The organism is Acetivibrio ethanolgignens (assembly GCF_001461035.1).
Taxonomy (GTDB): domain Bacteria; phylum Bacillota; class Clostridia; order Lachnospirales; family Lachnospiraceae; genus Velocimicrobium; species Velocimicrobium ethanolgignens.
In genome coordinates, this window is the sequence record NZ_LNAM01000124.1 from 1 (window position 1) to 23161 (window position 23161).

At 41.3% G+C, this 23161-nt stretch carries 18 protein-coding genes; all 18 read right to left on the reverse strand.

Going from position 1 to position 23161, the window contains the following annotated elements; genetic code table 11:
- Nucleotides 1–396: 396 nt before the first annotated feature.
- The gene (locus tag ASU35_RS06695; protein WP_058352272.1) at nucleotides 397–1812 is read right to left on the reverse strand and encodes a relaxase/mobilization nuclease domain-containing protein; all 1416 of its coding nucleotides are present in this window, start codon (nucleotides 1810–1812) and stop codon (nucleotides 397–399) included.
- 55 nt (nucleotides 1813–1867) lie between these two features.
- Nucleotides 1868–2296, reverse strand: a complete 429-nt coding sequence (locus ASU35_RS06700) for a hypothetical protein (protein ID WP_058352273.1) — start codon at nucleotides 2294–2296, stop codon at nucleotides 1868–1870.
- Nucleotides 2289–3329, reverse strand: a complete 1041-nt coding sequence (locus ASU35_RS06705) for a PDDEXK nuclease domain-containing protein (protein ID WP_058352274.1) — start codon at nucleotides 3327–3329, stop codon at nucleotides 2289–2291. The genes ASU35_RS06700 and ASU35_RS06705 overlap by 8 nt, the downstream gene beginning before the upstream one ends.
- Nucleotides 3330–3434: 105 nt before the next feature.
- The gene (locus tag ASU35_RS06710; protein WP_058352275.1) at nucleotides 3435–3695 is read right to left on the reverse strand and encodes a CD1845 family protein; all 261 of its coding nucleotides are present in this window, start codon (nucleotides 3693–3695) and stop codon (nucleotides 3435–3437) included.
- Nucleotides 3696–3950: 255 nt separating this feature from the next.
- Nucleotides 3951–4937 carry a glycosyltransferase family 2 protein gene (locus ASU35_RS06715; protein ID WP_058352276.1) on the reverse strand — a complete coding sequence of 329 codons (987 nt, stop codon included), beginning with the start codon at nucleotides 4935–4937 and terminating at the stop codon, nucleotides 3951–3953.
- Between the two features lie 8 nt (nucleotides 4938–4945).
- Nucleotides 4946–6016, reverse strand: coding sequence for a glycosyltransferase family 2 protein (locus ASU35_RS06720; protein WP_242861219.1), 1071 nt, complete (start codon nucleotides 6014–6016; stop codon nucleotides 4946–4948).
- The gene (locus ASU35_RS19870) at nucleotides 6013–8424 is read right to left on the reverse strand and encodes a lipopolysaccharide biosynthesis protein (RefSeq protein ID WP_187142676.1); all 2412 of its coding nucleotides are present in this window, start codon (nucleotides 8422–8424) and stop codon (nucleotides 6013–6015) included. Before ASU35_RS19870 ends, ASU35_RS06720 begins: the two co-directional genes overlap by 4 nt.
- A complete protein-coding gene (pelG, locus tag ASU35_RS06730; RefSeq protein WP_058352278.1) occupies nucleotides 8393–9850 on the reverse strand; it encodes an exopolysaccharide Pel transporter PelG in 1458 nt (485 codons plus the stop codon). The genes ASU35_RS19870 and pelG overlap by 32 nt, the downstream gene beginning before the upstream one ends.
- A 16-nt stretch (nucleotides 9851–9866) precedes the next feature.
- Nucleotides 9867–11270 (reverse strand): GT4 family glycosyltransferase PelF, encoded by a 1404-nt coding sequence (pelF, locus tag ASU35_RS06735; protein ID WP_058352279.1) that lies wholly within the window; start codon nucleotides 11268–11270, stop codon nucleotides 9867–9869.
- Nucleotides 11271–11281: 11 nt separating this feature from the next.
- Nucleotides 11282–12904 (reverse strand): DUF2194 domain-containing protein, encoded by a 1623-nt coding sequence (locus tag ASU35_RS06740; RefSeq protein ID WP_058352280.1) that lies wholly within the window; start codon nucleotides 12902–12904, stop codon nucleotides 11282–11284.
- A 7-nt stretch (nucleotides 12905–12911) separates the two neighbouring features.
- Nucleotides 12912–13646, reverse strand: a complete 735-nt coding sequence (locus ASU35_RS06745) for a glycosyltransferase family 2 protein (RefSeq protein WP_058352281.1) — start codon at nucleotides 13644–13646, stop codon at nucleotides 12912–12914.
- A 4-nt stretch (nucleotides 13647–13650) separates the two neighbouring features.
- Nucleotides 13651–15855 (reverse strand): glycosyltransferase family protein, encoded by a 2205-nt coding sequence (locus ASU35_RS06750; RefSeq protein ID WP_058352282.1) that lies wholly within the window; start codon nucleotides 15853–15855, stop codon nucleotides 13651–13653.
- Between the two features lie 14 nt (nucleotides 15856–15869).
- A complete protein-coding gene (locus tag ASU35_RS06755) occupies nucleotides 15870–16781 on the reverse strand; it encodes a hypothetical protein (protein WP_058352283.1) in 912 nt (303 codons plus the stop codon).
- Between the two features lies 1 nt (nucleotide 16782).
- Nucleotides 16783–18867 carry an NAD-dependent epimerase/dehydratase family protein gene (locus ASU35_RS06760; RefSeq protein WP_058352284.1) on the reverse strand — a complete coding sequence of 695 codons (2085 nt, stop codon included), beginning with the start codon at nucleotides 18865–18867 and terminating at the stop codon, nucleotides 16783–16785.
- Complete coding sequence (locus ASU35_RS06765; RefSeq protein WP_242861220.1) at nucleotides 18864–19256, reverse strand: DUF2304 domain-containing protein; 393 nt, start codon at nucleotides 19254–19256, stop codon at nucleotides 18864–18866. Before ASU35_RS06765 ends, ASU35_RS06760 begins: the two co-directional genes overlap by 4 nt.
- A 120-nt stretch (nucleotides 19257–19376) precedes the next feature.
- Nucleotides 19377–19877, reverse strand: a complete 501-nt coding sequence (gene xdhC / locus ASU35_RS06770) for a xanthine dehydrogenase subunit XdhC (protein ID WP_058352285.1) — start codon at nucleotides 19875–19877, stop codon at nucleotides 19377–19379.
- Nucleotides 19877–20758 (reverse strand): xanthine dehydrogenase subunit XdhB, encoded by an 882-nt coding sequence (xdhB, locus tag ASU35_RS06775; RefSeq protein ID WP_058352286.1) that lies wholly within the window; start codon nucleotides 20756–20758, stop codon nucleotides 19877–19879. The genes xdhC and xdhB overlap by 1 nt, the downstream gene beginning before the upstream one ends.
- Nucleotides 20759–20773: 15 nt before the next feature.
- Complete coding sequence (gene xdhA, locus ASU35_RS06780; protein WP_058352307.1) at nucleotides 20774–23059, reverse strand: xanthine dehydrogenase subunit XdhA; 2286 nt, start codon at nucleotides 23057–23059, stop codon at nucleotides 20774–20776.
- Nucleotides 23060–23161: the final 102 nt, after the last annotated feature.

The following is a 23161-nucleotide window of genomic DNA, read 5'->3' on the forward strand; positions in this document are numbered from 1 at the left end:
AATGTATTTCCCATCCCGCACGGTAAACACCTCCTTTTCACGCTGAACAGAAAATATAGACAGAAATATTATCACACATTTTCTGTCGGATTTCAACTGCACCTCGTTGCCGGGCATAGGAATGCAAAAATTTTCGGTAACATAAGTTATCAGGAATTCACAATACTACGCGCACATGTGCGCAAGCAATGCCTGTGTTAATACACACAGGCCCGCAGAGTGCAAAATCTCTCCGTGATTTTCCTCTCTGCTTGCTTGCCCGGGGCAGCGCCCCCAAGCCCCCTTGAACACAGAATTTCGTTCTGTGGCTGCGCGGTCTCCGTTCCACTCCGGTCGGCACTAAGCGGACATCCCCCGGATGTCCAGTGCCTGCGAACGCTTTTGACCATGACCGGCTCACCGCTGGCCGTGGTCTTTTTCCTGTTCTTTTTTCTGTTCCTCGTCCATTTTCAGTAGCCGGTCCACATTGGCCTTTGCCGTTAAAAGCTCCCGCATTTCCTCACGGGAGCGCCGGTACTCGGCGTAGGTTTTCTTCTTTTCCTCCAGCAGCTTTGCATACTCGGCTTGCAGGTCTTTGACCTTGGGCAGCTTCTTCACGCCCATCTCGTCAAAGGCATTTTTTGCCGCCTGATGGATCAGGATTTCCTGCTCATGTTCCTCCCGAAATTTTCGGGAATAACCGGCCTTGCGGTAGGCTACATAGGTTTCACGGGTCTTGGCATAGTTTACGATGTGAGTACGCAGAACAGCGATCTCCGCCATGCGTTTCTCCGCCGCCTTGATTTGCGCCGAAAGCTCATTGTGATGTGCCGTGGCAGCCGCAGCCTTTTCTTCCAAAACCACATACTCCAGCAGATTGTTCTCTGACAGGTAATTCATGGTCTGCGCCATTTGTTTCAGATTAAAAACTTTAGCCCATCGAGCATAGCCTGCACCTTTTCCAGCCTGCAATTTTGCCTGAATGTCCACCAGCAGATTGACCTTGGGCGGCTCCGGCTGCACGATGGATTTTTTACGGGGCGTATGCTGTTTTTCACCGGCCAGCACCGCACGGATTTCTGCTTCACTGTACCCGGCCCCCAGCTTGTCATCCATGCGGGCTACATTCTTCCAGCCGGGTGCTTTGAGCCGGATTGCTTTCCCGCGCCGGGATACTTCACAGCCCATTTCGGAAAGCAGCTTCAGCAGCGCATCAAAGTCCGCCGGTTTCTGCTCCAGCACACGGTCAATCATCACCCGCAGCTGCTCCCGATGGGAGGGCTTGGCCTGATCACCCAGCCATTTGTTGTAGCTTTTTCCGTGGGGCTTGGGATTCTCCACAATAGACAATCCGTTCTCGATACAGATGGTATCGCTCAAGCGTCGGACGGCTCTGGTGCTGCCCCAAAAGTTGCGGAATTTTCGGTCACAATCTGCATTGACCGCCGACCAGATGATGTGATTATGAACGTGCGATTTGTCTATGTGAGTGCAGACCACAAAGGCGTGATTGCCCTTGGTGAACCGCTTGGCAAATTCTATGCCCAGGCGGTTGGCTTCCTCCGGTGTGATCTCTCCGGGTTTGAAGGACTGGCGCACATGGTAAGCGATTACATCATCCGCACCGCGCACCCGCCCGGTGGCGGCGATATACTGCCGCTTCGCCAGCAGAAACTCCGCATCGGCGGTCCGGCTGTCACAGCCATAGCTGGTAATCAGTTTTCCGTTGTCGGTCTTTTGCGGATTTGCCACATAATCAATGATGTCGCTGATTGCCTGACTTTCGGTGCGCCCCTTGCCGATATGCAGGGGCATGATGCGTGTGGTTGCCATAGATGGAGCCTCCTTTCCAAAAAAGAAAAGGACAGCTGTGTGAGCTGTCCTTTGGTTAATCTAAATTTTCAACAGGCTGCTGTGCTTTTAAGACTGCAATCCGTTTGGTATCCACAAAATGAGTTGCATACCATTTCTCAATTTCCAGATTTCCGCTTTTGCTGAACCGCAGCGGAATCACCGGCTTGTGTCCCTGCCCATTTTTCTTTTTTACACCCCCTTTCTTGTAGTAACAGAAGGAGGGTTTTAAGCCAGTTTTCTGTGCGTACACTCGCATCTGGTGCATGATGAATGAGAGTTTGCGCAGATTGACAGTACATACCCGTTCCAGATAATCAACCCGCCCAAACCGCCAGTCCTCATATTTCTGTTTTGGCAGGACACCGATCTCCATCAGTACATCTACCGGAGTCGCATAACCACGGCGCTGGCATTGATGATAGACCGCTGAATGTACTTTTCCAATCAGTTCTTTTTCAGTCATGGCAGTTATCTTTCTTATCGTGCCAGTTTTTCAAGACAGCCTCTACCTGAGCAATCAGCTGTTCCTTGTCCGGCATATAGAGAACATACCGGGATGCGAAAATATTGTTGGACAGACCGCCCAAGGCATATTCCGCCGCGATGCTGTCTTTTTCCGTACAGAGGATAATACCGATAGGCGGGTTATCGTCAGGGTCGTTGACTTCTGCCGCATAGTAGTTTAAGTACATATTGAGCTGACCGGCAGCCTCTGGTGTCAGTTTTTTCGTTTTCAGTTCAATCAGTACATAAGCACGGAGGATTTTATTGTAAAATACCATGTCCACATAGTAGTGGGTATTGTTCAGGGTCACGCGCTGCTGGGTTCCGACAAACATGAAGCCCCGTCCAAGTTCCAAAAGAAACTTTTCGATCTGTACGACAAGAGCTTTTTCCAAATCGCTTTCCAATATGGGCTTGTTCTCCGGCACACCCAAAAACTCGAACACATAGGGATCACGGATGATGTCAGCTGGCTGATTGATTTCAATCCCTTTCTGCGCCAGAGAGAGGACCTTTTCTTTATTCGCATCTCCGCTGGAAAGTAGCAGCCGTTCATACAGCGAGCTGTCAATCTGCCGTTTCAGCTCCCGAACTGACCAGCCCGAATTGATAGATTCTTTCTCGTAAAAGCTGCGTTTGTTCTCATCCGTAATACTCAAAAGTTCACAGTAATGAGACCAGGACAATTTGCCAGACACTGTCTGGCATTTTTCATAAGCAAGATAAAATGCCCGCATATTTTGCAAATTAGAACGAGAAAAACCTTTTCCAAATTCCCGTGTCAGCTCTTTGGAAAGTTCCCTTAAGGTTTGTTTTCCATAATCCGCGCGAATCTGATTTTGCTGTTCATACTCCACGATAATCCGGCCAATGTTCCAGTAGGTTGTCAAAAGCTGCGTATTAACCTGCTGTGCAACATTTTTTCTGGCGTTTTCCAGCAGCTCTCGGATTTCCAAAATCATGGAGTTGTTTGGCGTTAATTGATTTTCCATACACGCCCTCCTTTATCTAAAACTATCCGCACTCGGCGGCAGAATATATTCTTATATAGTATATCCTATTTTCAATGGAAAGTAAAATAACATCAGTGGCATATTTTATCCATAAACCAAATCCTGAATGGCAAACTTCAAGTCCTGCACCTTGCCCAGCAGCCAGATGGCAGCCATCGGCAGACCATAGGGACTAATAAGGAATGCCATCACCAGTAGGGCGATCACCATGCTGATAAGCCCCAGCACCAGACCGGAAACATAGACGATCCCCACACAAATCCAAACGAACAGGGTCAGTGTCAGAATTACCGGAGCTACCAAAATCTTCAACAACAGTTTTAACAAAAACACCAATGCCCTCATTGTTATGCCTCCTCCCAAAATCACAGTTCCTGTTCCTGATTCCATTATCCCTGTCTCACAGCCAAAAGGCAAGGATATGGGCAAAAAGAAAAAGCCAGAGATTTGAAAATATGTATAATTTTCAAATCTCCAGCAAAAATGAGCCTTAATAACTATTCTATTTTTTCTTCATGAAACAACCCTGGTTTATAATAAATACTATCAAAGGCGGCAGGCCATAAATTAACAGCAAAGCTCATTCTATCTTATCCTCTCCTATGCCTCTGGAAAAATCCTGATATAGATTCCTGCAATTATCCCATATAAGCTTGGAAAAGTGCCAAATACCAGCAGTGCAATTTTATCTGTTGTATTGCTGGCTTCTAAAGCCGCTTTTCGCTTCCCCTGATAAGTATCCTTCCACTCCTGCCTAAGCCGCTTTTGCAGATCCTTTCGCTTCGGCATATACTTTTTCACGCGATACCAGGCAATCTGAATATTCAGCAAATATCTTTTTATTGCTGCCGCAGCCATTTCCTTATCTCCTGCCTGTGTAAAGAAAATAACTGCCTCCTTCAAGGCCTCCAGCTTATCCAGCCTTTTTTCACTGTAGCCAGCATTCATAATACTTCCCTCACGCTGCAAATATTTGTACAGGGGCATTGGACTTACTACCACCGTATCTGCTGCATACATCACACGATAGGTTACAAATTCATCCTCATGGATCCTTCCCTCCGGATACTCCAAAAGCCCTTTTAGATTTTTATGATATAGCTTTCCCCATGCGGTAATCATAGGTCGTCGGCTATTTTTTACAATTTCCTTTGCTGCTTCTTTTCCTGTAAGCATATAAGGCTTTTCTTCCCTAAGCTGCTTCTTTTTCCTTTGATTTTCTTTTTCCCAGACCGGCTCAAAGGAACAAACAGAAATCTCAGCCTGATGCTGTACTGCATTTTGATAAAGAACCTCCAAATACCGGGCATCCACCCAGTCGTCACTGTCAATATAAGTAATCCATTCCCCCATCGCAGCCTTAAGTCCCTGATTTCTAGCCCCTGACAAGCCTCTGTTTTGCTGATGGATAACCTGTATTCTGCTATCTGTTTTCTGTAATTTATCGCAAATAGCTCCGCTTCCATCCGTAGAGCCATCATCAACCAGTATGATTTCAAACTCACTCTGAGTCTGGTTCAAAAGTGATGCTACGCATCTTTCAATATAGTCTTTAACATTATATACAGGCACAATTATACTTATCATTTTTCCCTCTATTTTAGTGTCATTTTCGTGTACAGTTTCAAAAGTGGATACAGGCAGAAGAACAAAAAAGCACAGCTTCCTTCAGCCTTCCATCTTATTAAATGCAGACAGATTGTATAGAATACTGTCTGAAGCCCTGATGGCAGAGGCTTCAAATATTTTGCCGATTCTTTTTGCCTAATTACACGCTGTACCGGCTGACTGTCTATAAAGGCTTTTATTCTCTCTTTTAGCTTTGCCATAGAGTTTCCTTCATAGGCTGTATTTTTAATTAAAGACCAGCAAAAGGTTCTCATAATAAGCGGTACCACCATGTCAAGGTTTTCCTCCAGCTTATTTTCTTCTTCCAGATACTCTATTATTGTTCTTAGCATTTCTACATTTTTTCTATGTATCTGTGGGTCTGCACTTCTCGTCGTAGACACATTTTCTATAACGTAATAATATATCGGAATATCAGCACAATACAGAACTGGTTCCTTGCTCCAGGCCTTCAGATTAAAAAGGGTATCCTCCATGTAAACGCTACGAATGTCATCCATTTTCAAGTCATGGCAAAGCAGAAAATCCCTTCTGTAAAGCTTATTCCAGACATAACCAAAACAGCTTTCTGTTTTTATGCTGTGGTAAAGAGCCTTTTCTTTCTTACTTCCTGTTCTTCCGGCAAAGCCCTCCAAGGGGATATGAACCCATTCCTCCCGGGAAGCACTCACTCTTACATAGCTTCCCATGGTAATATCCACTTTCTGCTCTTCAGCCTTCTGCCACAAAAGATATAGCCTTTCCACATCCACCCAGTCATCTGCATCGACAAAATGAATATATTTTCCTGTCGCTGCCAAAAGTCCTTGATTTCTGGCAATTCCCTGTCCACTATTGGCTATATGCAGAATGCGAAGCCTTCTATCCCTTCCTGCCGCTTCCTCACAAAGCTCTCCGGTACGATCTGTTGAACCGTCGTCCACCACAATAATTTCTATCTGCTCTTCCCTATTCCATTTTTGAAGAGAGCTTATACAGCGTAAAATCCACCGCTCCCCATTATAAACAGGTATAATAAAGCTAATCTCTACCATCATACCGGTCTCCTAAAAATTATTTTTATACCTCTCCTAACGCAGGCTCTGCCCGTCTGGAAAAAGGGGCCAAATCTATAATATAGCTTCTCCAGCCAGTTCTGCCATATCAGTTCTGCTTCCTTATCCTCCAGATATTTTATAATCTCCTTCCCGCTATCTATTCTCCAGGCCGCATACTTTTGCAACTCTTCTATTTTACTTCCTTCACCATGCTCTTTTATCCATTGACAATCTAATAGCATAATTATCTTTCCTGAATTCAGTTTTTTCATATAAACAGGGGCGTACTCATCATATATTTTCCTGAACTCCTTGTCTTCCAGCATCCCGCCAGGTAACGTATATAAACAGCATTTTCTCATATCTACATATTTTTTTGCCATCTCTATAATATACGTTTCTGCCAGGAACCGTTTTCTGAAAAAAAGAAAATCATATTTATTTGGCAGCTTTTTATCAAAAAGGTACACCAAAAGCCTCTTTTCATAAAAAATTGCTGTACTGATTCTATGGGCACCATCCATTGCCATATATTTTGCATCCACTGGTATTGGATTTCCCAGCTGCACTAAGGTATTGGAATCCTCCCTTGTAGTGCTTGCTATTTGCTCAAAGGTATCTAAATATTTCTGAAGCCCTCTTTTTTCATTTTGTCCCGACTCAATCATCAGACGATTAGAGAAGGCTTCCAAATGCTTTTTATACAAGTCATCAGCCTTTTTCCTATCATAGGTTCCGTTCTTTGCAGTCAAAAGCAGAAGTTTAGCCATAAGATCCAGACGATACGGAGATATAAGGCTCTCTGCACTCACTTCCTTGCGTCTGATTTTCATGCTCTTCTTAAGCCGGAAGGTAGCACACAAATAGGGATACTGCTCAAAAAGGACGTTCCTTTCATTCCTGCCCTGCTCTCTCCACTTTATATAACAAGCAGTAAATATCGGCAAATATACCAGATTAGATGCCAACGCACAAATCACCATTTTGACAATAAAAGCCCCTGCTGTTTCCCCTGACAGCTTGCTTACCATCAGATCAGTCAGTAAAAATGAAATTCCCATCAGACCAATAGTGATACTATTATAAATAATTTCATTGAAAAAGCTCTTCTTAAAATAATCATACACAATTTTTGATTCATACCAGAACAAAGTCGTAACCGAGGACACCGTTGTTGCAATTAATACTCCTTTAAGCCCCCAGGCTCTTCCCATAATATAGGAGAGAATACTATTGAGTATACCCTTCAGTAATATGATATTTTGTATATTCCGGAATAAGCCCGCTGCCTCCCGATACATCTTAACTGCATTATGGGCTTCATCCAGATAAAAATTCACCAATAGCACCAGTATTATTTCCTCTGAAAAAAACTCAATTTTTCCCATCCACAGCCGGATAAAATCCTGTACCAAAAAATAAAAGCATATAAAAGATACTCCCATTAACCAGGCATTTACCAGAGAATACAGGCAAAATCCCCTGTACTGCTTTTCTTTGCTGCTCGTTTGTATCTGATAGCCTACCCTTCCCCGGATAGCTTCAAACAAAGCACCTGCCAGACTACGGATACCTACCATAATAAACATATAGTTTGAATATATTCCAACCATCGCCGTATTAATAAAGTAAGAAATAAAAATGCTATCCGTATTATGAATCAGCACACTTCCAAACCGATAAAGCCCCATGGAAAATATGTTTTCCCTTGCTTCTTTTTTCTCTTTTTCCAAAAGCTCTTCCTTAGATTGATAAATATATGCATATTCTTTTTCCAGATATTTTTTTAAAATAACGTTGGTCACAAGATTTTTCGCCAGAATGCAAATAACCATCAGCTCATAGTTATGAAAATACTTTAATACAAAAACTTCTGCAGCAAGGGCTGTCACATCAACACCACCTGTTACCATCGCTACCACATACCGCCTTTGATCTGCCTGAATAAAATAGTTGCGAACCAGCTGACGGTTATAAAGTACCACTGACAACAGAAAGGTTACATAGGTAGTACAGATTTCTATGATTTCTACATCTGCATTTACAAAAAACACGACTGCAAAGGTAGAAATTGCACCAACTGCCAGCACCAACAGACTTACTCTTTTGTAAAAGCCGTCATAATACTGATAAAATGCTGCCAGCTTTTCTCTATCGTTTCTGGCAAATGCCCCGTATAAGCTGAACAGCATAGCTGTCCCCATGCCAAAGAAAGCAAAGGACATAACATCGCAGAAATTCGAGTAGACACTTTGTATACCAAGATATTCCATACCAAGATAGTATTTAATGGCTCTTTTTGATATTAGATTTGTCATCAGTGATACAATCTGTATCACCATACTAGCTGCAATATTTAACTTTAAGCTCCTGTTTTTACCTTGCTGTGCTTCCTTCTTTGTTGGCATACACTATCCTACCTTTGTTTGATGACTTCATCGTATCAACTACCTTATAATCACAAAAAATATAGGTGTCAAAATTGCGTTCAATCCAGCGAATCCTGAAAAAGCTGTAGCTCCAGCCTGCAAGCATTCCGACCAGAGCTCCCATCCCCCAAAAAGGAGCTTCATACTGGCTTGAAGCTAAGCTTGCTCCCAACGTAACCAAAAAATAAATTCCCCCTGTTATCATAGCCCCTTTTAAATCAGAGAAATAATACAAATACACCAGGTTGCCGTACATCATAAAAATTCCCAGATAAGCGACTACTAAAGCTGGATATATAGCCAAGGTAACACTATCTATCCCCAGACTCGTTCCAAAAGAAATAATAAGCAGATAAATCACAGAGGTAATTGCTACCTGTGTACTGAATATCTGTCCAATCTGCTGTGAAAGGGTACGGAACATCTTTTTTCGCCCCTTTACCAGCATTTTGTAGGTTCCACCTAAAACAGCCTCCATGTACTCCTTGTAAGCGGTGTGAAATTTAGTCTCTACTGATACCGTAAAAACAACCATAATAAAAATATTGGTAAGCATAGCCAGATAAGTAGCCATATCATAGGCCTGGTTCGTATAAAAGGTTTTCGCTGTCTCTGTACGGCTCGGCATCGTCCACATTACAAAATTGTGTGCATACAGACCAAGCGTATACATCATATTTGCAAGCAGCAGGCTTTTATAAGACATCATATAATGCATACATTCTCCATATCCAGTCTCCGAGGAAGAAAAATATCTTTTTATATAAGCAAAAATCTGTATTGCCGTTACTAAAAAGCCAGCTGCCAATGCATAAATTATTGCATGAATTACATCCTGCTGTCTCCATTGATATAAAAAAACCGCCAGTAAAAAGGCAAGCAGAGAGCCTGATAAGAAAAATATCGTAATCATTTTATAATCCTTTGTTGCATGAAGATAAATAATAGAAAAAAATACCATAATCAAGGAAATCCACAATACATAGGCAGCCAGAATATAAGGATAATCAATTTCTCCTCTTATCCGAAGACTCCAGCCAACAGGCAGAAAAAGCAAAGAAGAAATTGCTGCACATACCGTAATTCCCATATAGTAGGAGTTTAAAATATTTCTGTATTCCTCGGTGTAAAATTTATCTGCAATGTATCTGGAAAAAACGACGTTAAAAGGAGCCGTTACAATAACAGAAAAAATGAAGGCATACAAAATTGTCGAAGAAAGCAGCTCCCGGTCAGCATAAGACACATCACTTATTTTCAGGAAAAAATATAATCCAAGAATAGTGCAAATTGAAAAAATCATGGGACCAAGCGTAACGACTGTACTATATAAAGCTCCAAGAGCTCCTCTGGTAATTCCCTCCTTCCGGTATATTTTCTTTAACTCAAATCCAATTCCTGCCATAATTCTCCCTTTCCTTCTAAATCATATCCTTATACAGCTGATGATATCTTTTAAATACCTCCGCTTCTTCATAATACTCACAGACACGTTGATAGCCGATAGCTCCCATCCGTTCCCTGCCGTGTTTATCTTCGGCAAGCTTTAAGATGGCTCTGGCAATTTCCTTTACACCCATAACCGGCACAATATAACCGGCACTTCCATAATTATCCTGCTCCCCTTGAATTAATCCTCTGCAATTTCCCACATTTGTAGCAATATATGGTTTCTTAGCTGCAAAGCCCTCTAGAATGGAAAGCGGCTGTCCTTCGCTTAGACTAGTTAATATCATAAAGTCCATTTTGCCAATATATTCTTTTACATGGATAGCTCCTGTAAATACTACGTCCTGAATTTGCATATCTAAAACCATAGTGCGGCACTCCTCTGCATATTGCTTTGCTTCCTCCATGCCACCCATAATCCAAAGCTTCAGCCTAGGCTCCTTTTCCTTTGCGATGGCAAAGGCCGCCAACAGTGTCTTCACATCCTTAATTGGAGTTACTCTCAGCACAGCCCCTACATTAATCCAGCTGTCCTCTGCATCCTTTTGAGGGATATCTGCAAAATTTTTATAATTAACTCCATTTGGAATAACCAGCGTCTTTTCCGGCATACACCCCATCTCTATCTGTAGCTTTCGTGCATCCTCAAATAAGGAAATCACTCTATCTGAAAAATCATAGCAGCACCTTCCTATCTTTTTAAACTGGTCAATCCATAACTCCTTATAAATTCCATTTACCCAGTCTGCCTTGATAATTTCCTCTTCTCTTTCTCTGATATAAAGACCATGCTCCGTCATAAGAAATGGTGTATCTGTCATACATTTCTGTAGACTTCCCCAGATACCGGCATAGCCATTAGACACGGAATGGTACAAATCTGCTTTTTCAACTCTGGATTTTAAAATCGTAAACAGGGGCAGAAAAAGAGAACGCATCGTCCATAGGAAATCGGAGAATATCACTCTTTTATAGTTTTCATTATAATAATTACGGGTCATCCGGAAGAAATCCTTCCCAGATAAAAGGGCATTTAAAGAAACCTCTTTTTCTGCAAAAAAACGGATAATAATATTCCAATCGGGATTTTCCCCAAATATCAGACTTTCAAAAGCATCATACTCCTCACCTGTCAGCCTTATCTTCTTTTGTACCCTGTTATTTACATAGTCATCCGATAAAAGATATACCTCCTGAATCTGAGTTACATTGGGTGGTATCTTATATTTAAACTGCTGTCTGGAATCTGCCATAGCCGCAATCGCCTGAATTACAAACTCCACATCCGGCATACTTAAGAGCAGCTGCTGTACCCAGCTGGAAACACCACCGGTCACATAAGGATATGCCCCCTCTACAATTAAACACACTTTCATCGCTTTCTCCTCTAACCTTGAAATTCTATTTTTGCCCTTTCCTTCGTTATCTTAATCAAATACAAATTATCAGAAATCTCCGTTACCTCTGCATTCAAGGCTTCGATAATCTCTTTTTTCGTCCGTAGATAAAAATAGGCTGCATCTGCAAAAAAATCAATCTGGATGTCAATCCCCTCCGAGGTATAGCTAAGCCTTGGTTCCATAACCTCAAAGGCTCTGATACGGTAAACAGCCTCCCTGGCTGAAACTCTGTCCAGCCAGAAAATCTCCTGCTTCTCCGTTCCAAGAACCGATTCCAGATTGTTGCTGAAATCTATCCAATCTGCACTGCTTTCCTCATCCAGAAACTCATCTATGTTAATGACTGAAGAAGTAAAGCCAAGACCCTTTATACCACTTAGATTTTCTACCAGAACCGTCCGATAGTCTGCTGTAGAAATATTCATATACGGAATCTGTACCTGTTCGTTCTCCAGCCAGCGAAATTCCGGAGACCATTCCTTTAAGACATTATCAAACTCTGATGGAACCTTTTTCTTTCCCGTTTTAAGATTCCACTCACCAATCTCGTCATAGTTTTTCTCAATATTCTTAATATAATATTGTATTAATGGATTCGTCGTGGTTTTTATTTCTTTTTTCTGAGAAGTATACCAGGTAGCCTTTAAGCCGTATCTATCCTCGCATCGGCGGATTTCCGGAAAGAAAATATCATTTTCCACTCCAAGGGCATTCTTCCCATAAACAGACTCCAGATATTCCTCCGAAGCCGTTCCTGTATATTCTTCATAGGGCATACCTACAACCATAAAGCAATAAGCGTTTACAATAGGATACATATAGCTTTCATATACATCTTCAAGCAAAAAGCTGATAACAGCATAACCTGTTTTCTTTTCAAATAGAGACTTATCTGCCACATAGATACTACCAGAATCTACACTTTGCTTATATCGCCAGAACAAGGGAATATCTTTTTCCAAGGTTTGTGCATAGACCTCCGTCTGATTTTCCAGTTCAATCTTTTTAACCCTTATTTTCTCCTTGCTTTCCGCTATTTCACCAAAAAGCAGAGCTTCGGAAAGCCGTACTCCCCTCTCTCCTTCTATTCCCTTATAGGACTCTATTCCCAAAAGCTTCAGGAGGGATTTTTTCCTTAACTGTTCCTCCTCCGGTATCTGGGTAAAAAAAATAATCATTCCTTTTTTATTCCATTTATCCAGCGTTATAAGCTCAGACTCCGAAAAAGAGGCTTGGCAGACAAACAAAATAAAGGCATCTTTGCAATTTATTAATTCCTCTTTTATTACATAGCTCATTTTCATATTTTCTAATTGAGCCTCTGTAATCTGGCAGCCTATCGTTTGATTTCCCCACAGATATATCATCTGCTCTCTTTTATCCTGAGCTTTTATTTTCTCTGTTTCTTTAAAGGCTTCTACTGCGTCCACCACTCTTTTATGCTCTGCCGCTTTCTCCTCCATTTTTTTTGTGCTAACCAGAAAATACTTTAGGTTGCTAAAAGTAGTAAAAATCAAAAGCATTAGAAAAAGTACAGCTACAATATATAGAAACAGATGTCTTCCCAACTGATTTTTTCTTAAAATTTCTGGTTTTTTCAATATTTTCATTTTTATCTCATTTCCTATATCTCAAATAAACATTTAAGCTACTAAAACACATTAAAATCATATATTTTGCAACCTTTAACAGTCCACTGTGCATAGAAGTCCCTGCTGTACGCTTATGCATAATCGCCGGAAATTCTTCTATTTTGTATCCTAAAAGAAGCATTTGGATTACCATATTCATATCCGGATATTTTAAATCAAAATTTCCATACCTTGCGTAGAAAGAAAAGGCTCTTCGATTCAGTCCCTGAAGCCCGCTGGTCGGATCTGTTAAATCGTTTCCTGTATTATGCTTAATAACAGAACGAAACATATTGATTGCAAGCATTTTAAGCTTCGACATACAAAAGCTTTGGCTCCCCTCTAAAAAACGAGAGCCTATAACAATATCCGGAAAATCTGTTTCTCCCCCAGCAAAGCAGCCCAGTCTTTTACAGATAGTATCTATATTTTTCAAATCATGCTGTCCGTCTGCATCAATCTGCAGTAAATAGTCATAGCCCTTTTCTACGCCATACTTATAAGCGGTTTGTAAGGCAGCACCATATCCCATATTGAAAATCTGACGAATTACCTGATAACCGCATTCACAAACTATCTGTGCCGTTTTATCTGTTGACCCGTCATCAATCACCAGGATATCCATCTGCTCCTCCAGCTTTTCTTTTTTAATCCTTTCCAGAAGCAGTCCAATGTTTTCTTCTTCATTATAGGCCGGTATAGTCAAAAGTATTTTTTTCATTCACTCATCCCCATATCTCCTTTTTAGCAAGAACCTTATAATCTACAAAAAGATTAATTGTAAAATAAGGATCCTGTTCAATCTTATAAATGCACACCTGTTCATCTTCATAGTAGATAGAAACATGGCCTGGATATATCTGCCCTACTGTCTCTATCCAGTAATAAAGCTTTGACATAAGAATATCTCTTTGGAAATAATAAGGTGCATCCAGCGAATGTATAGAGTCCACTCCATAATCCCAGCTAATTTTTTTTAGAGCCAGCTGCCCATTAAGTTCCTTTACATTATCCTTCGCAACTATATCACTACGATCAATTGCCCTTTTCGCATTTTGAAAGGAAATTGGCTTTTTCTCCGATACTACATAGATTTCTCTGGTAGGTATATAGATATCTCCCTTTCCCTCCTCCAGCTTCTTGATTAAATCGGTTATCTCATAATGGTATCCATCATAGCGTATAATCGATAAATCATTTGTCGGTGAAATAACTGTCCAATTCTCTCTTTTCTCATGTTCCACCAATTCAAGACAGGTTTTTACATCTGCCTCAGTAGCTATTATCTCAAAAAATAAATTTTCTTTTTTCTTTCCTGCACCGCTAAAAATAAGATATGCCATTTCACCTGCAAGCAGTAAAACAAATATCCACTGCACATAAGCAACCCTCATTTTCAGATGCTTTAGTATACAAAACAAAATATCAAAGGGCATGCAAAAAATTGGAATTGATAAAAACATTAAAAAGGTTGCCATTCGCTTAACCTCTATGAGAGTCATCAGATTCAGATAATAGGTGCAAGCCATAAAGGCACCTGCCTCCCACAAAACCGCAAAAAAAACATCTCTTTTAAATTTATCTTTGTTATTTGCAAAAATAATACCGAGCAATGCATACAAAAGCAATATTTTATTTGCTAATATAAGTATCTTTGCAGTCTTTTTCTGGTTTACAAAATTTTCTGCCAGATATACTGCTTCTTTTTCAAAAATAGAAGCAGTCTCTAAGGCTGCTTTTGTATCTTCTGTTTTCTCTGCTTCTCCTCCTTCAGCCGCAGCCGTTTTGGCAGTAGTACTGGTCATTCCCAGAGCCCACTCTATCGACCGCTCAAACTGATAACCACAGACATGGCCTAGGGCATAGGGTACGCAGGCCAGAAAAACTCCTATACTTCCTGCTGCTACCAAAGGTAGCACCATTCTTTTTTTGAACAGCCGGTACAGATAAGTAGCTCCAAAGCACACACACATGACCGCACACAAAATAGTAATATAAAAATGTGCCATTAGGCTCCAGGTAATGCATAGGGAAAATAATAACAAATCCTTTTTTTCCTTTTTCTGTATGTACTGTATCAGGCTATGCAGCATACCAAAGGCAGCTACCAGCCCAAATTCCATTGGAAATGAAATCTGAAATCTGAAATATGCATTTACATCAAATATATCTGATAAAACCAAAAATATCCATCCAGCCAATGCCACATAGGCATTATCAAAGCAGCTCCTAAAAAACAGATAGGCCGAAGCAAATACCAATACTGTCGATAAAATAGAAAAGGTTATATATACTCTGTATGTCGTCAGACCAGATAGTACAGCAATTGCTGCTACCAGCGTGTGCATCCCGTGAGGATACATACCTGCGGGAAAAATATTTCCATGAATCAGCTCACTAATCCAGTATAGATGGGTTTCCTCATCTGCATGACCATATGCCGTATTATGAAGCTTATACCAGCCATAAAACCAGATAATCCATAGTATTACCAAGCCAAAAATGCTTAACTCTGCCCAATGCCCTTTCAGATACTTTTCATTTACTGCATTCAGCCTTTTTTCAAGCCTGTTTTTAATATTTCTTATAAAAACCTTTTTTCCATAGGTTTTCATCATCAGCTCATACAATATGTCTTCTATCTGCTTCCATTTCTTCCAGAGTGCATCTTTGTTCCTGAACCCACACCATGACAATGGAAGAAACAATAAAGTTACAAGTAGCGTTAGGAAACTAACTCCATGGCAAAGTCCAAGCCCCCACACAACAAAACCAATATATAAATTGCCAGTACACTGATAAAAAAAGAAACGAAAGATCAGGTTTTTTCCCCTCACATATTGGTGCAGGCAAACCAAAGGAATATAAAGGGTTAATATGATATACCAAGCTGTACTGCCACCAATTGTCCAAGCATTTTCCCAGTTCATTTTTTACCTCTATTCTATGATGTGTAGAATCTTATCCATCCTATAAGCTCACTGTCCAGCTCCAGCTCAGAGCTTTTAATTATGTCCATTGCTTTCTCAAAGTTTTGAGTATCCTTCGTATAAAAATAATATTTCAGAACCTCCTTTGCGGCATCGATATCCTTTTCCATTATTTGTTCTGCACGAGATACCCACCTTTCTACAGCAATGTTATTTTTCCCCTCTTTCTCAAGGGAAATCATCTGAGATATTTTTATGCCGTCAATCTCTCCTGGATTAAGCTGATACAGCAGTTCCATATATTTTTCAAAATTCCCCACATACATCTGCCGTTCTGTACCACTGAAGATGTTTTTCTGGAGAATATCAGCACAAAGGCGGAGATATCTCAAAAGTATTTCAGGATCCTCCTCCTTATCGCACAGCAAACGAAGATTTCTTTCACTTTCCTTATATTTTACAATCGTATCCGAGATATAGGAGGCCGCATAGTGTACTACCTCTGTGTCCTTTTGTTTCATAGCCTCCTGTATCTTTGCCATATAATTTTCTGCATCGTCACGCTTTAATACCTCTAGAAAGGCCTGCCGTTTGTCAATACTATCCGAGATACGCAACGCCTCATCAATTGGAACAATATTTTCCGCTTTCTCTATGTCATCACTAATAATTGTTCGCCCTTTCTTTTTACAAAATCCCAGCTCATCTTCATTAAGTTCAGTCTCATTTCCGTGAAAAAAGAGAAAATTTAACATTTGTGCCCCTGCTAAAAATACAGCTCCAACTCCCGGAACAAAAAGAATAAAAAGTCCAATGAAAGCTCCCTTCCGGTAATTTCCTTTCAGTATTCCCTGATACAGAAAATGTAACAGTGCAAGCAGTGTATTTATAATCAAGATTAGTATTAAAATTTTACTTTCCAACATTTCAACCCCTGTCGCTTATATTTTCAACCACTATATTTGCCCTGTTAAATCGTTCCTTTACATAGTCTGTTTCTTCTTCATTGGCATTCATCAAAATAATATACAGCCCATCCGCTCTTTTTCCTACAAAATCCGTTTCCCGAACAAAGCTGCTTACCTCAGAATATAATTCCTCCGTTCTGGCTTCCACTGTCTCCTGGGGAATTCGCAGCAGAGAATAGATTACCTTATTCTGCTCTCTTCCTTCTTTGCACAAGGTAAGAATCTTTTCAAAGCTCTCCTCCTGCAAAACCGCTGTGCCCTCCAGATACTGGTTCAAGTATTCATTCCAAATAATACGAGCTCTTCCCATAGAATTTTCAATCAGCTTTCCCAGCAATGCAAGCATATTAGATTCATAAAGATTTATCTTGGTCAAATCCTGTGTCCATATCATTACAATCGCTATCAGGCTGTCTTCTGCAAAAATACCACAAGCATAGGTCGGAAGCTCTGCCTTCATATCCCTGTTGCAAAACACATTTTTCTCTATCAACTCATTATACATAAAAAAGCCTTCATCAACACAAATAGACTTTCCCATAGAACGAGCCAATTCAGAGGAGGAGGCTGTCAAACGGAGATATTTTGCATCCTTCCCTGCAATATAGATGGCTACATCCTCTACCTGTAAAAGCTCCTTTGCCACATCAATTGCTTGAAAAACTACCCTTTGTGGCTCCCAGAAATCAAGGGAGCTGGATAATTCATAGACCTTGGCCATACTCATCTCATAGCTCAAAAGCCGCTGCTCATACATTTCCTTTATACAACGGTTTCCATCATAAATTTTGGTCATATCCAGTAGCTCACTCTGAAAATACCGTTTCTCATCCTCCAGATCCTCTGACCTCCGTTTATATTTATCGTGCATATATCCTGTAATTACACCTACTATCAATATCTGTAGTATATCTGCAAACGCAATATATTCGATATCCATACCCTGCAAAAAAAGTCCCAGTACCCTCACTATAAGCACAAAAAGGCTAGAAATCAAAGCCTGACTACAGCCATAAACAGTCGCTATAATTGCTACATAGAAAAGATAAAAATTGACATGCTCGCCAAGCCAGGTGCTGCGAAGCATAGCTGAAATGAAGGTTACAATAAGAAATAGTCCTACATTTTCTGCAAGGGGAAGTAGCTTTTTTCTGATACCACCTTTTACATTCTCCTTATAAAAGTTAGCTTCTCTTTCTTTGGTAAAAAGCTTGTAATATTCACTCAAGCCTTCCTTTAGCGTATATTTTTCATAAAATCCCATAGCCTCCTTTTCCGGCTCCTCTACAGCCGGAAGTGCTTCCTCAGCACCAGGCTTATCCTTGATATTTACCTGTCTTTCTCCAATAACCTTCTTAATTTCAGAAAGTAATTCTCTCTCCGTATGCACAGAGCCTTCTATAAAGTAGTTACTCTTTCTATCCTTTTTACTAAAAACTCTCATTAATGCATCTACGGCATCTTTTACATAAAGTATCCGGTGAAGACATTTCCCATATATCTCTATCTCATCCCGCTCCCAAAGTTCTTCCATAAGTTCGGCACAGATATCTGTCTTTTCCGTTCTGCTCTCGCCGTAAATTTCCGGAAAATGAATTGTAGTAATGGAAGGTTTCCCTGGCTCCTGTTGTTTTTCACACAATTCCTCCACCTGTTTATAGGTCCTCTTAATTTCAGAGTCTTCATATGTATTCAAGGTAGAACAATAAATAATCTCAGGAATTCCAGCCTCTTTCCCATTCAGTAATAAGTTTGTCATACCCGTCAGGTATTTTACAGCTTCCTGTTTTTTCTCTTTCCAGGTAAACTTAACATCACAAGAGCCGAGTATAATCATGGCATCAGCATCTATATTTTTCATAACCTTGCCTATACTTTTACTGCGATAGCTGAAATTATAGTCCTGAAATACTCCGCTGTGAGGTCTTTCACGTTTTGGTTTTTCCGAACCGGTTATTACAAATACATCATGCCTTTCCTTTTTCATTCGGCCAATTAATTCTTTGCAAAAAATACCATATTCGCCGCATATCAATATTTTCATCCCTTTTTTCTCTCCTCCTCTTTAAGATATGCCAGCTCTTCCCACAACTCCTGATTATTCTCCTCTAATAAAGCAATGTGCATTGCCAGCTCCATTTGCTTTGCTTCCAATGCCGTAATCGAAAGGGTATGATGAAAAACAATCAGAATAATTACGATTAAAAGAAAAAATATTAATATAGCCGGAGGCCACCAAACCTCCAGCAAATCAGCCACCCATGGTATAATATCCGGAAAGCATGACAAGGTTAGCAAACCTACTGCACCAATTACCCACAGAAGTGCCTGGCTTTCTGACATTTCCTTCTTTTTCGTTTTCATAATCAAGCCGTAGCACATCAACAAACATATTCCTACAGCTATCAGCTGCCATAACATATGTATATGCATATCCTTTCCTCTTTTCTACTTAATGATTAAGTTTTATTCCAAATATTTCACATTTACAAAAAACGACAAAAACAGCAGAGACAGGACATCACCATATCCTGCCTCTGAAACCTACTTTATTTATTCTTCTATTTCCTTTCCCAGCCGGCGAAGCATCGTCTTCTTTACAGCACGGAAAATATTCTCATAACCGGTACACCGGCACAGATGACCGGATAAGAGCTTTCTAAGCTCATCATCGCTATACTCAATTCCGCTATCCAAAATCTCTAAAGCTGTCATAATAAAGCCTGGAGAACAGAAGCCGCACTGCACTGCAGACTCGTCTACAAAGGCCTGCTGGATATCAGAAAGCTCACCCTCTGGACCCAAAAGCCCTTCTACTGTCGTAATCCGCTTTCCTTCTGCCCAGACAGCCAGATAAATGCAGGAATTATAGGCCTCACCATCAATTAAAACAGTACAGGCACCACATTCACCTACCTCACAGCCTTTTTTTACACTGGTCAGGCGATAATCATTCCGAAGCATATCCGTAAGGGAAGCCCGGACATCTACCATGGTCTGGGTCTTTTTCCCATTGATGGTACAGGTAACTAACTGAAACTGCTTTTCTTCCATTAGATTTCACCTCCGGCTCTCTTAATTGCTTTTTCCAAACCACGCTCTGCCATAACCTCACCAATGTGGCAGCGGAAGGCCTTGCTGGCACGCCAGCTGTCACGAGGATTAATATCAAGAAGCACTGCCTCTCCAAATTTCTTACAGGTTTCCTTTGATACCGGCTGTCCCTTTACCAAAGCCTCTGCTGAAGGGGTTCTCATAGGCACCGGACCTGCAACACCATAAGCAATGCGGGCAGCTACGATTGTTTTCTTATCCTCAGAAAGCTTTACATTTACGGAACAGCCTGTGGTTGCGATATCCATCGCATTTCTCATGGCATACTTTGTATAGTGTCCAAAGTAACCCTCATAGGCCTCCTTTGGAATCAGAATACCTGTCTGGATTTCTCCCGGACGCAAATCCACGCAGCCAGCCTTAATATAAAACTCCTTAATTGGAATCCGGCGAATCCCCTCCGGACCGGAAATCTCTACAATCGCATCCCACGCATGAAGGGTGGATGCAGAATCTGCACTGGTAACACCATTACAGGTATTGCCGCCAATAGTTCCGATATTTCTAATCTGCGGTCCGCCTACCATATCTACTGCTTCACCCAGCACATTAATATACTTCTGAATAATCGGGTCTTTTGTAATATGGGAAAAGCTGGTAAGAGAACCAATGCGGATTGTCCCGTCGTCCTCCATTTTAACGCCACGAAGCTCATCCAGCTTATAAACGCTTACCAGCTCTTTTCCTGCCCGGCGTCCCTCACGAATCTGTACTAAAACATCACTTCCGCCAGCAATGACCTGTGCTTCAGGATGTTCCAGCAAAAGCTCTGTTGCATGGGCTACACTGGCAGCCTCATATAATGCTTTTATATCATACATTTTCTAACATCCTCCTTAAATAAGTCCTTCTTCCTTAAACCGTTCAAACAGCACTGCCGGCCGCATCGGTATCTGGTTTACAGCTACTCCGGTTGCATTTAAAATCGCACTGCGAATAGCGGAAGCTACCGGACATGCCGGTGGTTCACCTAACGCCTTGGTTCCAAAGGCACTGGTAGGCTCTGGATTTTCAATAAACTGTGCCTCCAGGTGAGGATGATCCATAAAGGTGGATAATTTATAATCCAACAAATTATTATTAAGAACTTTTGCTGTCTTTGGATCATACAGCATGGTCTCTGTTAAGCCAAAGCCAATGCCCATACTCATACCGCCGTGTACCTGTGCCTCTGCTAAAGCCGGATTAATCAGCTTTCCACAGTCATGCACATTGATAATTTTCTTTACCTCTGCACGGCAGAATGGCACATCTACCTCTACCTCTGCAAAGCAGCAGCCAAAGGAATATGCATTGGACTTTGTCTGATAAGTGCTTTCTGCTGTCAGGTGCTTACTGTTCTCCAGACTATAAAGAGCCTCTGTAGCCAGCTCACCAAGGGTCATCAGACTTCTTCCATCGGTAGTCCGGACAATATTTCCATCTATAATATCCAGATTATATTCCGGCATTCTTGTCAGCTCATGGGCATACTTTAAAATCCTCTCCTTTAATAAAAGACCGGTCTGACGGATAGAAAATCCGGCAGTATAGGTCTGACGGGAAGCGTAAGCTCCAGTACCAAATGGTGTCAGATCGGTGTCCTGGGTCGATATGGTATGTACCATTTCAAAGGGTATTCCCAAGACCTCTGCAGTCATCTGGGCATAGGCTGTATCAGCACCCTGCCCTATTTCTGTTTCTCCTACCTGCACCTGTACAGAGCCATCCTGGTTAAGTACCATGCGGCAGGAAGAGCTTTCAAGAGAAATTGGCCATACTGCCGTATTATACCAGAATACCGACATACCGATACCCTTACGGATATCGCCAGTTTGATTTTTATATTCCTCTCTCTTTTTATAATAATCCATATATTCAATTCCCTTATCCATACACTGATTAAAGGAATCATAGTAATTTTCATTTTTAGAAAAACCGTCTACATAGCCTACCGGCATGAGATTTTTTCGGCGGAACTCAATCGGATCCAGCCCCATGGCCATGCATACATCATCAGTATGGCTTTCGTAAGCAAAGGTTGCCTGCGGCATACCATAGCCACGCATGGCACCTGCCACGGTACGGTTTGTAAATACGGTATAAGCATCACATTCCACATTGTCACAAGGATAGAGCTGCGGAAATGCTCCCATTGCCTTTGCTGCTATACTATGTCCATGAGAAGCATAAGCTCCCTGGTTAGAAAATATCTCCAGCTTTCTGGCCGCATAGGTACCATCCGGCCGCAGATAAGAAATAATATGGAGCTTCATAGCATGACGGACACGGTTACATGCAAAGGTTTCCTCACGGGAAACATCCAGCTTCACTAACCTGCCACCTACCTGAGTACATAAATAAGCACATAATGGCTCATACAGTGCATCCTGCTTATTTCCAAATCCGCCACCAATGTATGGCTTAATGATGCGGATCTTACCCCAGTCCATACCAAGGGCCTGCCCAACAATTCGCCGGACAATATGTGGAATCTGTGTAGATGCCACAATGTTCAGTCTGCCAGCCTCTTCATAGCAATAGCAGATAAAGTTTTCAATATGGCTGTGCTGAACCGTCGGTGTCTCATACCAGCCCTCTACCTTAGTAAGTCCTTCTTCCTTACTTACCTCTTCATAGTTTCCTTTCCGGATACTGGTATGCTTTAATATATTATTCGGATAATCCTCGTGAAGCTGCGGAGCACCATCCTTCATTGCCTCAATAGGATCCAGTACAACCGGATACTCCTCATATTCTACCTTTAATGCACGAACAGCCCGTGCCGCTGCCACCTCATCCTCTGCAATTACGGCAGCAATGTCATCTCCGTAAAAACGGACTCTTTCTGTTAAGACCAGACGGTCTGCCACATCCTGATGATTCGGATCCGTTGACCATGGATGTCCAGCGGTTGGAAAATAATGCTTTTCTTTTACATCAAAACAGGTTATTACCTTAACCACTCCAGGTATTTTTTCGGCTTCTGTTGTATCAATTGATTTTACAATACCATTGCCAATGGTGGAATGGCAGATTTTTGCAATCAGGGCACCCTTATCACAAAGGTCGTCGGTATACTTTGCCCGGCCAGTAATTTTATCCACTGCATCCACACGCGGATAGCTTTTTCCTACTACCATTTTTATATTCCCTTCTTTCTTAAATAAAAACCCACTGATAGCAGCAGACTTCTCCATGGCCCATCAGGAGAAGTCTGTTGCCAGTATTTTTCTTTTCCCTCT